Origin of the sequence: Burkholderia sp. BCC0044, from assembly GCF_902832955.1 — a bacterium.
Classification (GTDB): Bacteria; Pseudomonadota; Gammaproteobacteria; order Burkholderiales; family Burkholderiaceae; genus Burkholderia.
Window position 1 is genome coordinate 123,417 of the sequence record NZ_CADFDO010000005.1, and the last position, 11,809, is coordinate 135,225.

Genomic DNA, 11,809 nt, shown 5'->3' on the forward strand with positions numbered 1-11,809 from the left:
TCGGATGAGGACAATCCCGCCATTATAAAATAACCGTCTTGCGCGATGTCGGGCCCCGGTCGGGTCCCGTGCGACGCGCCCCGCTTCCCTTCACTACCGACCGCAAGATCCATGTACAAACTCGTTCTCATCCGCCACGGCGAATCGACGTGGAACAAGGAAAACCGCTTCACCGGCTGGGTCGACGTCGACCTGACCGAACAGGGTCGCAACGAGGCCTACCAGGCCGGCGAACTGCTCAAGGAGGCCGGCTACACGTTCGACATCGCGTACACGTCGGTGCTCAAGCGCGCGATCCGCACGCTGTGGCACGTGCAGGACAAGATGGACCTGATGTACCTGCCGGTCGTTCACTCGTGGCGCCTGAACGAGCGCCACTACGGCGCGCTGTCGGGCCTGAACAAGGCGGAAACGGCCGCGAAGTTCGGCGACGAGCAGGTGCTCGTGTGGCGCCGCAGCTACGACACGCCGCCGCCCGCGCTCGAGCCGACCGACGAGCGCGCGCCGTTCAACGATCCGCGCTACGCGAAGGTGCCGCGCGAACAGCTGCCGCTCACCGAATGCCTGAAGGACACGGTCGCGCGCGTGCTGCCGCTGTGGAACGAGTCGATCGCGCCGGCCGTCCGTGCGGGCAAGCAGGTGCTGATCGCCGCGCACGGCAACTCGCTGCGCGCGTTGATCAAGTACCTCGACGGCATCTCGGACAGCGACATCGTCGGCCTGAACATCCCGAACGGCGTGCCGCTCGTGTATGAACTCGACGAGCACCTGAAGCCGATCAAGCACTACTACCTCGGCGACGCGGACGCGATCGCGCAGGCGCAGGCCGCCGTCGCGAAGCAGGGCAAGGCGGGCTGACGCCCGGCGCGGCGGGGCAGGCCGCGTTCCGGCGCGGCGTGCCCGGCTCCGGGCCCCGGCCTCGACCCGCACGCCGCGCGAACCTTCGCGGCCCTGCTGCGGTCGAATCCGCTTTCGAACCCCGCAGCGCGCCCGGCGGCGCCCCGGCCGGGCCCTCAGCGGCCGCTTCGACGCTTTTCGCGCCGTTCCACTGAGTAATCGGACGAACAGTTATACTTGTCCGCTACATCCCCGCTACCGCCACGCGCTTCCCGACCGCACCAGACTCTCTATGCGAATGAATTTGAAGAACATCGGCCTGATTGCCGCGGGCCTCGCCACGGGCGTGTTCGCCACGCTGCAGGTTTCCGCATCGGCCGAGCAGACCGCCACGGCGCCGCTTCCCCTCGACCAGCTCCGCCTGTTCGCGGAAGTATTCGGGCAGATCAAGCGCGAGTACGTCGAACCGGTCGACGACAAGAAGCTGCTGACGGCCGCGATCAAGGGCATGGTGTCGAGCCTCGATCCGCACTCGTCGTTCCTCGACAAGACCGACTACGACGAGCTGCAGGAGCAGACGAAGGGCCGCTTCGCGGGCCTCGGCATCGAGATCTCGCAGGAAGACGGCCTCGTCAAGGTGATCTCGCCGATCGAGGATACCCCCGCGTTCCGCGCCGGCATCCGTCCGGGCGACCTGATCACGCGCATCAACGACAAGCCGGTGCGCGGCATGACGCTCGACAAGGCCGTCAAGCAGATGCGCGGCGAGCCGGGCACCAAGGTCACGCTGACGATCTTCCGCAAGAGCGACGACCGCACGTTCCCGGTCACCGTCACGCGCGCGATCATCAAGGTCCAGAGCGTGAAGATGAAGATGCTCGATCCGGGCTATGCGTATGTCCGCATCACGAGCTTCCAGGAGCGCACGACGCCCGATCTCGCGCAGAAGCTGCAGGACATCGCGCGCCAGCAGCCGAACCTGAAGGGCCTGATCCTCGACCTGCGCAACAACGGCGGCGGCCTGCTGCAGAGCGCGGTCGGCGTGGCCGGCGCGTTCCTGCCGCCCGACTCGGTCGTCGTGTCGACCAACGGCCAGATCCCCGATTCGAAGCAGGTCTACCGCGATACGTACGACAACTATCGCCTGCCGTCCTTCGACGGCGATCCGCTGAAGAACCTGCCGCCGGTCTTCAAGACCGTGCCGATGATCGTGCTGACGAACGCGTATTCGGCGTCCGCGTCGGAAATCGTCGCCGGTGCGCTGCAGGATTCGAAGCGCGCGCAGATCATGGGCAAGACGACGTTCGGCAAGGGTTCGGTGCAGACGGTCCGCCCGATGACGGCCGACACCGCGCTGCGCCTGACCACCGCGTACTACTACACGCCGAGCGGCCGTTCGATCCAGAACAAGGGCATCACGCCGGACGTGCCGGTCGATCAGTACGCGGACGGCGATCCGGACGACGTGCTCGTGACGCGCGAGGTCGACTACACGAACCACCTTGCGAACACGCAGGATCCGAACGAGAAGAAGGAACAGGAAGAGCGCGAGCAGCGCCGGCTGGATCAACTGCGCATTCTCGAGGAGCAGAACGACAAGAAGACGCCGGAGCAGCGCCAGAAGGATCGCGATCGCAAGCCGATCGAGTTCGGCAGCGCCGACGACTTCATGATGCAGCAGGCGCTCAACAAGCTCGAAGGCAAGCCGGTCCAGGCATCGAAGTCGCTGCTCGCCGAGAGCACGACGAAGGGCCCGGCCGCCAAGGCTGCCACGGCGGCGAAGGCATCGGGCGCGAGCGCCGCGAAGCCGGCTACCGCACCGAAGCCCGCGTCGGCGCCGCAGTAAGCGCCGGGCGGCATCCAACGGGCCATCGCGGGAAGACCGCGATGGCCCGTTTTTCATGCGCGCCTAAAATAACGAACGTCCGCCCGCCTCGCTCACGATTCCCCATGAACGACGATCAACTCCTTCGCTACTCCCGCCACATCCTCGTCGACGAAATCGGCATCGAGGCTCAGCAGCGCTTTCTCGATGCGCATGCGATCGTCGTCGGCGCGGGCGGCCTCGGCTCGCCCGCCGCGATGTATCTCGCGGCCTCGGGGGTCGGCACGCTCACGCTCGTCGACGCCGATACGGTCGACCTCACGAACCTGCAGCGGCAGATCCTGCACGTGACGGCGTCGGTCGGCCGCAGCAAGGTCGAATCGGGGCGCGACACGCTCGCGCAACTGAACCCCGAGGTGACGGTGAACGCGGTCGCGGCGCGCGTCGACGATGCGTGGCTCGACACGCACGTGCCGCACGCGAGCGTCGTGCTCGACTGCACCGACAACTTCGCGACGCGGCACGCGATCAACCGCGCGTGCGTCGCGCACGGCGTGCCGCTCGTGTCGGGCGCCGCGCTGCGCTTCGACGGCCAGATCAGCACGTTCGACTTCCGCGACGCTGCCGCGCCCTGCTATGCGTGCGTGTTCCCGGAAGACCAGCCGTTCGAGGAAGTCGCGTGTTCGACGATGGGCGTGTTCGCGCCGACCGTCGGGATCATCGGCGCGATGCAGGCGGCCGAGGCGCTGCGCGTGATCGGCGGCATCGGCAAGACGCTCAGCGGACGGCTGATGATGCTCGATTCGCTGCGGATGGAATGGACGACGATGAAGATCGCGCGCCAGGCCGACTGCCCCGTGTGCGGGGGCCGGCACTGACGCGCGACGGGCATGCGCCGGACCGCACAGGCGTGACACTTCGCTACCGTTAGGTTAGCGGCGGCAAGAACGCCTAAGCAGCCGCATCCGCCCGCGGCTCCGCGACCGACAGCCGCTGCAGCGCGGCCTGCACTTCTTCGGGCTCGAACGCCGCCAGCACGTCGGCCGTCGGCTTCTCGAGCGCCTTCAGGTGCGCGCGCAGGATCTCCTGCTTCACGACGAGCAACTGGCTCGGGTGCATCGAGAACTCGGTGAGCCCCATCCCGAGCAACAGGCGCGTGAGCGCCGGATCACCGGCCATTTCCCCGCACACCGACACCGACACGCCCGCGCGCTTCGCTTCGCGCAGCGTATAGGCGATCAGGTGCAACACCGCCGGATGCAGCGGATCGTACAGGTGCGCGACCGCGTTGTCGGCGCGATCGATCGCGAGCGTGTACTGGATCAGGTCGTTCGTGCCGATCGACAGGAAATCGAAGCGCTTCAGGAACAGCGGCAGCGCGATCGCCGCGGCCGGGATCTCGATCATCGCGCCGAGACGCACGTTCGGATCGTACGCAAGCCCCGCGTCGTCGAGCTGGCGCTTCGCCTCGCGGATCAGATCGAGCGTCTGGTCGATCTCCTGCGCGTGCGCGAGCATCGGGATCAGGATCTTCACCTGGCCGAACACGGACGCGCGCAGGATCGCGCGCAACTGCGTGAGGAACATCTGCGGCTCGGACAGGCTCCAGCGGATCGCGCGCAGCCCGAGCGCCGGGTTCGGCGCCGTTTCGTAGCCTTCTTCGAGCGCCTCGAGCGGTTTGTCGGCGCCGACGTCGATCGTGCGGATCGTCACCGGCATGCCCTTCATCCATTCGACGGCCCGCTTGTACGCGGCGAACTGCTCCTCCTCTTCCGGCATCTGCTTCTGATGCATGAACAGGAACTCGGAGCGGAACAGGCCGACGCCGACCGCGCCGGCCTCGACGGCCGCCTTCGCGTCGTCGGGCAGCTCGATGTTCGCGTACAGGTCGATCTTCGTGCCGCACAGCGTTTGCGTCGGCGAGAACTTCAGGCGCTGCAGCTTGCGTTGCTCCAGCAGCTTCTCGGACTGGCGGTACGAATATTCCTCGAGGACGATCGGCGCCGGATCGACGATCACGATGCCCTGGTCGCCGTCGACGATGATCAGGTCGTCCTGGCGGATCAGCGAACTCGCATGCTGCACGCCGACCGCGGCCGGAATGCCGAGGCTGCGCGCGACGATCGCCGTGTGCGACGTGCGCCCGCCGAGATCGGTGACGAACGCCTGGAACGACTGCGTCTTGAACTGCATCATGTCGGCCGGCGCGATGTCGTGCGCGACCACGATCATCTCGTTCGTGCCGTTCCGGGCCGCGCGGTCGAGCGCCTGCGACGCGGACGGCGCGCCGGCGAGCGCCTTCAGCACGCGCTCGACCACCTGCTCGATGTCGGCCTTGCGCTCGCGCAGGTATTCGTCCTCGATGTCGTCGAAGTGGCGCGTGAGCAGTTCGAGCTGCTCGGTCAGCGCCCATTCGACGTTGTAGCGGCGCGTGCGGATCAGGTCGATGGTTTCCTGCACGAGCATCTCGTCGCTCAGGATCATCGTGTGGACGTCGATGAATGCGCCGACTTCGCTCGGCGTGTCGTCGGTCAGGTCGGCGCGCAGCGCTTCGAGCTCGCGACGGACGACGTCGAGCGCCGTGCGGAATCGCTCCACTTCGGCGTCGGTCTGGTTGGCCTCGATCAGGTAATGGGCGACGTCGAGCGCCGCCGGCGCGATCAGATACGCTCGCCCGATCGCGATACCTCGTGAGACGGGAATGCCTTGCAGCGTGAAGGACACGCGCACCTCCTCTGTACAAGTAAAGCCGCGGCACACTGCTGCGATGCGCTTATGACCCCGGTTAGCGATTATAAATTCCGCGACTCCCTGCTGACTGCATGCAGCGCAGCATTGCGCATTTCGCATCAATGCTTCCGACGAAAAAAATGCCGCGACATCCGCGGCATTCTGGCTGGAAACGGCAACGATCGCGCGCAGCGCTCACTGGCCTTCGCCGAACTTGTCGGCGATCAGCTTCAGCAGCGCATCCATCGCTTCCCGCTCGTCGGGCCCTTCGGTCTCGATCGTCACGGTGCTGCCGATGCCGGCCGCCAGCATCATCACGCCCATGATGCTCTTCGCGTTGATCTTGCGCCCGTTGCGTGTCATCCAGACTTCCGACTGGAAGTTGCCGGCCAGTTGCGTAAGCTTGGCCGATGCGCGCGCATGGAGCCCCAATTTATTGACGATGGTGGTTTCTTGTTGAAGCATGATTCTCGGTCGGGTCGGTCGGGACCGCCGGCGGCGCGCGCAGGCGGGTCGGTCTAAAACGAAAAACGCAGGCTCAGTGCGATTCGGTGCGCGGCTGCGGTTCGGGCGGAATCGGCGCGCACTGGCCGCAGCCGGTTTCGCTCGGCGGCGGCGGCGTGCCGGACGACACCTCGTGGACGCCCTTCGCGCCGCCGGACAGCGCCTTGTCGACCAGCTTGTCGAGCGGCACGGTGCGGTAGCAGACGGCCCGCACGAGCATCGGCAGGTTCACGCCGGCCAGCACGCGCACGTTGTCGAGCTTCGCGAGCTGGCCCGCGATGTTCGCGGGCGTCGCGCCGTACATGTCGGTCAGCACGACCACGCCGTTGTCTTCGCGCAGCCGCGCGAGTTCCGCGTGCGCGAACGCCATCACCTGGGACGGATCGCTGTCGGCCATCACGTCGATACAGCCGATGCGGGCGGGCACGCCGCCGTAGATGTGCGCGATGCAGTCCCGCAGCGCGGTGGCGAGCGGCGCGTGCGCGATGATCAGGATCCCGGCCATGTCAGATCGCTCCCGGCCGCCCCTGGCGGGCCGATACCCCGCGGCGGGGCAATGAGCGTAGCGAGTATGGGGAACGTTTCATGTTCAGCCTTGCAACAGTGTCGGCCCGACCGCCGGGCCTTCGGTGCGCCGATCACGGCACCGGGCAAGCGGGCATTGTAGCAGGCCGGTCAAGCCGCTCCGGCGACGGGGGACCTGCGCGGCCGCCGCCGGGGTTGCGCGGGAGGCGGCCTACGCGGCCGCCCGCTCCAGCGCGTCGATGAACATCGCTGCGACGTCGAAGCCCGTCTGCTCCATGATCTCGCGGAAGCACGTCGGGCTCGTGACGTTCACCTCGGTCAGCCAGTCGCCGATCGCGTCGAGGCCGACCAGCAGCAGCCCGCGCGACGCCAGCACGGGCCCGAGCGTCGCGGCGATCTCGCGATCGCGGGCCGTCAGCGGCTGCGCGACGCCGAGCCCGCCCGCGGCGAGATTGCCGCGCACCTCGCTGCCCTGCGGAATCCGCGCGAGCGAATACGGCACCGGCTCGCCGCCGATCAGCAGGATGCGCTTGTCGCCGGCCTTGATCTCGGGAATGAACTTCTGCGCCATCACCGAGCGCGTGCCGTCGTGGCTCAGCATCTCGACGATCGAACCGAGGTTCATGCCGTCCGGCTTCACGCGGAACACGCCCATCCCGCCCATCCCGTCGAGCGGCTTCAGGATCACGTCGCCGTGCTCGGCGTGGAACGCGCGCAGACGCTTCGCGTCGCGCGTGACGAGCGTCGGCGCGACGAACTGCGGAAACTCGCCGATCGCGAGCTTCTCCGAATGATCGCGGATCGACTGCGCCTTGTTGAACACGCGTGCGCCGGCGCGCTCGGCCAGCTCGAGCAGCCACGTCGACGTCACGTATTCCATGTCGAACGGCGGATCCTTGCGCATCAGCACCGCGCCGAACGATTCGAGACGGCGCGCGTCGACCGGGCCCGCTTCGAACCAGGTGTCGCGATGCAGATCGTCCAGTTCGCCGACGAACGTGATGCGCCGCACGTCGGCCTCGACGGCCGAGCCCGTCCACGCGAGGTGGCGCGGTTCGCACGCGTACACCGCATGCCCGCGCCGGGCGGCCTCCGCCATCATCGCGTAGGTCGAATCCTTGTAGATCTTGAAATGATCGAGCGGGTCGGCGATAAAAAGAATGTCCATGCGGGTCCTGTACGTAGCGAAGGTCCGTTACACCTGGATGGCTTCGGGGTCGGTCTTTTCGAGTTCGATCGACGACGCGATCAGCGACAGCCGCGCGACGACGCCGTACATGTAGAAACGGTTCGGCGGCGCGGCGCCCGGCTTCGCGCCTGCATCCGGCAGCGCGGTGTGCTCGAAGCCGAGCGGCACGTAGTGCATGCCGGGCGCGTTCAGGTTCTGGTCGCGCTCGCGGCCGCCGTGCGTGCGGTAGAAGCCGCCGACCACGTAGCGGTCGATCATGTACACGACCGGCTCGGCCACTTCGTCGCCGACGCGCTCGAACGTGTAGACGCCTTCCTGCACGATCACGTCGCGCACCGCGAGGCCGGCCTTCGATTCGGCCATCTGCGCGCGCTCGGCCTTCGTCATGCGGCCGATCTCGGCCGCGTCGTGCACGGTCATCACGCCGCGGCCCGCGGTGCCCGCGTCGGCCTTCACGACGACGTACGGCTTCTCGCTGATCCCGTATTCGCGATACTTGCGCGCGATCTTCTTCAGCACGCCGTCGATCGCGTCGGCGAGCGCCTGCTCGCCTTCATGCGCCTGCCAGTCGACGCCTTCCACGTGCGCGAAATACGGATTCACCATCCACGGATCGACGCCGACCATCTTCGCGAACTTCTTCGCGACGTCGTCGTAGCACGCGAAGTGCGTCGACTTGCGGCGCACGGCCCAGCCCGCGTGCAGCGGCGGCAGCAGGTATTGCTCGTGCAGGTTCTCCAGCACGGCCGGGATGCCGGCCGACAGGTCGTTGTTCAGCAGGATCGAGCACGGATCGAAATTCTTCAGGCCGAGACGGCGCTGCGAACGCTCGAGCGGCTCGAGCACGATCTTCTGGCCGTCGGCCAGCGTGATCGGCGTCATGTCGGTGATGCTCGGGTCGAGCGAGCCGAAGCGCACGTTCAGGCCGGCCTGGCGCATGATCGTCGCGAGGCGCGCGACGTTTTCCAGGTAGAACGCGTTGCGGGTCGGCAGCTCGGGAATCACGAGCAGATTCTTCGCGTCCGGGCAGATCTTCTCGATCGCGGCCATCGCGGCCTGCACGGCGAGCGGCAGCACTTCGGACGGCAGATTGTTGAACGCGCCGGGAAACAGGTTCGCGTCGACGGGCGCCAGCTTGAAGCCGGCATTGCGCAGGTCCACCGAACAATAGAACGGCGGGGTGTGTTCCTGCCATTCGAGCCTGAACCAGCGTTCGATCGCAGGCGTCGCGTCGAGGATCTTCTGCTCGAGTTCGAGCAGCGGACCGTTCAACGCGGTAACGAGGTGGGGAACCATGAATCACTCGCGAGCGGGAGAATGAAGATTGTAGAGCAATTGCCTTGCCCATTTGGGGATTGTTCCCGGCTTCACAAGGATATGGAGGAAGTTTTCGGCTATTGACCTGATAGCGTGAAGGGTTATCCGCTACGGCAGCGGGTGGCAGGAGAAAAAAAACCCGCCGGGTGGGCGGGTCGAAGTCGCTGCGCTCATTCGGTGCGGGCGCCGTCGTCGCGGCGGCCCGCCATTGATTCGTGTGAGTTATTCCACGTGCTCGCCGTGCAGGATCACGTCGAGACCTTCGCGCTCTTCCTCTTCGGTCACGCGCAGGCCGATCGTCAGGTCGATCAGCTTCAGCAGCACGAAGCTCAGCACGCCGCTGTAGACCAGCGTGATCAGCACGCCCTTCGCCTGCAGCAGCAGGCTGCCGTCGAAGCCGCCGATGTCCTTGACCGCGAATACGCCGGTCAGCAATGCGCCGAGAATCCCGCCGATGCCGTGCACGCCGAACGCGTCGAGCGAATCGTCGTAGCCGAGCTTCGACTTGAGCCAGGTGGCCGACCAGAAGCAGATCACGCCCGCCGCGATACCGATCACGAGCGCGCCCGCCACGCCGACGAAGCCGGCTGCCGGCGTGATCGCCACGAGACCCGCGACCGCGCCCGACACGATGCCGAGCACCGACGGCTTGCCCTTCGCGATCCACTCGGCGAACATCCAGCCGAGCGCCGCGCAGGCGGTGGCGACTTGCGTCGTCAGCATCGCGAAGCCGGCACGGCCGTCGGCCGCAACCGCCGAACCCGCGTTGAAGCCGAACCAGCCGACCCACAGCATCGAGCCGCCGATCATCGTCAGCACCAGGTTGTGCGGCGCCATCGATTCACGGCCGTAGCCGACGCGCTTGCCGAGCACCAGGCACGACACGAGGCCCGCGATACCGGCGTTGATGTGCACCACCGTGCCGCCCGCGAAGTCGAGCACGCCGTCGGCCGACAGCCAGCCGGTCGGTTCCCACACCATGTGCGCGATCGGCACATAGACGATCAGCGACCAGAGCGTCATGAACACGAGCATCGCCGAGAACTTCATCCGGTCGGCGAACGCGCCGCAGATCAGTGCCGGCGTGATGATCGCGAACGTCATCTGGTAGACGAAGTAGACCGATTCCGGAATCGTCGATGCGAGGTGGCTGACGGTCAGCGTGGTCGCCTTGTCGCCCTTGATGTAGTTCATGCCGTGCAGGAACACGCGCGACAGGCCGCCGATGAAGCCGTTGCCCGGCGTGAACGCGAGGCTGTAGCCGACCACCGTCCACAGCACCGTGATCACCGCGGTGATCGCGAAGCTCTGCATCACGGTTGCCAGCACGTTCTTCTTGCGGACCATGCCCGCGTAGAACAGCGCGAGGCCGGGGATCGTCATGAACAGCACGAGCGCGGTGGACGTCAGCATCCACGCGGTGTCGCCCGCGCTGATCTTCGACGAATCGACCGAGAACGGGGCGGTGGGCGCAGCCGGGGCGGCCGGCGCGGACGCGGCGGCGGCAGCCGATGCGTCGGTCGCGCCCGAAGCCGGTGCGGCAGCGGCGGTGGCGGATGCGTCGGCGGCCGGCGCCGAAGCAGGTGCGGCGGCAGCCGATGCGTCGGAAGCGGTGGCGGCGGGCGCGGAAGCCGCCGCGGCGGACGCCGCGTCGTCCGCGAGCGCGGAGCCGACACCGGCCGCGATCAGCGAGCCGGCCATCAGCAGGGACATCAGAAGTTTGCGCATCTTGGGTTTCCTCTTGTCGCTTGTCTTGTCTGTTCTGTTACAGCGCGTCCGCGCCTGTCTCCCCGGTGCGAATCCGGATCACTTGTTCGATCGGCGTGACGAAGATCTTGCCGTCGCCGATCTTGCCCGTGCGCGCGGCCCGCTCGATCGCTTCCACCGCCTGGTCGACGAGATCGTCGGACACGGCCGCCTCGATCTTCATCTTCGGCAGGAAATCGACCACGTATTCGGCGCCGCGGTACAGCTCGGTGTGCCCCTTCTGGCGCCCGAACCCTTTCACCTCCGTCACCGTGATGCCGGAGACGCCAAGCGCCGACAGCGCCTCGCGCGTCTCATCGAGCTTGAACGGCTTGATGATTGCGGTAATGAGTTTCATGAAGTCCTCTCGCTGGGTTGTCCCGTCGAATGAGTTGGAATGTTGTAACGGACTCTCCTCAGCAACTCGCATGCCATGTTGGTCCGAACACCGTCTCGAAGGGCTCCGGAACGGGGTCGTATCCCGCGGTGTAAGGCGCGGAAGCCCGGCCGAATGGCCAACATGGGCCGGTTTGCTGGCGCGGCGAAAGGATCGTTGCTAGAGTGCACGCACGTCCCGGATCGCCGGGCCATTCACCCATGCGGGCGCCATGCCCGGAATTCGCGCCCCGCGCGCACCATTTCCGGTCATGCGTGCATCATGGGCACGTACGCAACTGAAGATGCACAATTTTTGTGCAAGGAAGGGGAATCACATGAAGCAACCCAGCGACGTTTTCAACGATCTGCAGTCGCGCGTCAGCGATTTGCTGAAAAACTCGCCGGCCAAGGACGTCGAGCGCAACGTGAAGGCCATGCTGTCGCAAGGCTTCTCGAAGCTCGATCTCGTCACGCGCGAGGAATTCGACACCCAGGCGCAGGTGCTCGCCCGCACCCGCGTGCGCCTCGAGGAACTCGAAAAGCGCGTCGCGGAACTCGAGCAGAAGCTCGCCGCCCCGCAGGCCTGACGCCCCACCCGGCTGCAAGGTCCGGGCGCGGGCCGCCTCGTGCGGCTCGCGCCCGCCACCTTCCTCCGCGCTTCGTCGTCCGTCGTTCTTCGCTGTACCCTCCGCTCTTCGCTGTTCATCGTTCTTCGCAGCATCCTCCGCTCTTCGCTGTTCGTCGTTCGCAACACCTCG

The 11,809-nt window shown here is 66.7% G+C and carries 11 protein-coding genes; 4 read left to right on the forward strand and 7 right to left on the reverse strand.

Annotation, left to right across the window (positions count from 1 at the left end; translation table 11 throughout):
• The first annotated feature begins 111 nt into the window (after positions 1-111).
• The 3 genes from gpmA to moeB all read left to right on the forward strand — a co-directional run bounded on the left by gpmA (position 112) and on the right by moeB (position 3,540).
• Positions 112-858: a 2,3-diphosphoglycerate-dependent phosphoglycerate mutase gene (gpmA, locus tag HWX14_RS28565; RefSeq protein WP_175885687.1), complete on the forward strand. Its 747-nt coding sequence runs from the start codon at positions 112-114 to the stop codon at positions 856-858.
• A 271-nt stretch (positions 859-1,129) separates the two neighbouring features.
• Positions 1,130-2,683: a S41 family peptidase gene (locus HWX14_RS28570; protein WP_175885688.1), complete on the forward strand. Its 1,554-nt coding sequence runs from the start codon at positions 1,130-1,132 to the stop codon at positions 2,681-2,683.
• A 104-nt stretch (positions 2,684-2,787) separates the two neighbouring features.
• Positions 2,788-3,540 (forward strand): molybdopterin-synthase adenylyltransferase MoeB, encoded by a 753-nt coding sequence (moeB, locus tag HWX14_RS28575; protein WP_175885689.1) that lies wholly within the window; start codon positions 2,788-2,790, stop codon positions 3,538-3,540.
• Positions 3,541-3,613: 73 nt separating this feature from the next.
• Here the strand turns inward: moeB and ptsP are convergent, their stop codons facing one another.
• From ptsP to HWX14_RS28610, 7 genes are all read right to left on the reverse strand, one after another.
• Positions 3,614-5,386 (reverse strand): phosphoenolpyruvate--protein phosphotransferase, encoded by a 1,773-nt coding sequence (gene ptsP / locus HWX14_RS28580; protein WP_175885690.1) that lies wholly within the window; start codon positions 5,384-5,386, stop codon positions 3,614-3,616.
• Between the two features lie 201 nt (positions 5,387-5,587).
• A complete protein-coding gene (locus HWX14_RS28585; protein WP_006477716.1) occupies positions 5,588-5,857 on the reverse strand; it encodes an HPr family phosphocarrier protein in 270 nt (89 codons plus the stop codon).
• A 73-nt stretch (positions 5,858-5,930) separates the two neighbouring features.
• Positions 5,931-6,401 (reverse strand): PTS fructose transporter subunit IIA, encoded by a 471-nt coding sequence (locus HWX14_RS28590; protein WP_175885691.1) that lies wholly within the window; start codon positions 6,399-6,401, stop codon positions 5,931-5,933.
• Positions 6,402-6,632: 231 nt separating this feature from the next.
• On the reverse strand, positions 6,633-7,589 hold the full coding sequence (gshB, locus tag HWX14_RS28595) for a glutathione synthase (RefSeq protein ID WP_175885692.1): 957 nt from the start codon (positions 7,587-7,589) through the stop codon (positions 6,633-6,635).
• Between the two features lie 27 nt (positions 7,590-7,616).
• Positions 7,617-8,906, reverse strand: coding sequence for a glutamate--cysteine ligase (gene gshA / locus HWX14_RS28600; RefSeq protein ID WP_034208466.1), 1,290 nt, complete (start codon positions 8,904-8,906; stop codon positions 7,617-7,619).
• Between the two features lie 243 nt (positions 8,907-9,149).
• The gene (locus tag HWX14_RS28605; protein WP_175885693.1) at positions 9,150-10,655 is read right to left on the reverse strand and encodes an ammonium transporter; all 1,506 of its coding nucleotides are present in this window, start codon (positions 10,653-10,655) and stop codon (positions 9,150-9,152) included.
• Positions 10,656-10,692: 37 nt separating this feature from the next.
• Entirely contained in the window at positions 10,693-11,031 is a 339-nt protein-coding gene (locus tag HWX14_RS28610) for a P-II family nitrogen regulator (protein WP_006398175.1), read from the reverse strand.
• A gap of 355 nt (positions 11,032-11,386) precedes the next feature.
• On the opposite strand from HWX14_RS28610, the gene HWX14_RS28615 reads away from it, so the two are divergent.
• Entirely contained in the window at positions 11,387-11,638 is a 252-nt protein-coding gene (locus HWX14_RS28615) for an accessory factor UbiK family protein (protein ID WP_006489451.1), read from the forward strand.
• Positions 11,639-11,809 lie beyond the last annotated feature (171 nt).